The 435-nt window shown below is 67.8% G+C and carries 1 protein-coding gene; it reads right to left on the minus strand.

The window, feature by feature from the left end; translation table 11 throughout:
* The coding region (locus CAY82_RS25140) for a YaaC family protein (RefSeq protein WP_218190860.1) at positions 1–265 on the minus strand (265 nt) is incomplete at its 3' end.
* Between the last annotated feature and the right edge of the window lie 170 nt (positions 266–435).

Here is a 435-nt window from a genome sequence, read left to right on the forward strand (position 1 = left end):
GCCCCACGATCTTCAACCCGTGCCCCGTCAGCTTCCACGGCTCGGCCCGCGCACCAGGCTGCTGGTCACGATCGGGAACGCTGGAGGCGGCGGCCGCGATGGCCCGCCCGGCCTGGTTCAGTCCGTAGTACACCAGCAGCGGTCGGACCATGGCGTCGGTCACCTTCGCTGCGGTGAACAACTGCTCCGCCTGCTCCAGCGCTGCGCAGAATGTCTCCTTGCGCGCGCCGTTCTTGCCCGCTGCGCCGGGTGGGTCGGCTCGCATCACCCGGATCCACCGCTGGTACATGTCGGGGGTGTGAGGCGCCATCCTGATGCCACCCGGTGTGTGCACGTGCGCTCCTCAAGGACGTGGGACGTGGCTAGAAGTCTGTGGCCTGGCCGCACGAGGCACGAGGGGATTAACACCAACATCGAGCTGGGCCTGCCTGTTGA

Origin of the sequence: Pseudomonas sp. SID14000, assembly GCF_002165135.1 — a bacterium.
In the GTDB taxonomy this organism is placed as follows: domain Bacteria; phylum Pseudomonadota; class Gammaproteobacteria; order Pseudomonadales; family Pseudomonadaceae; genus Aquipseudomonas.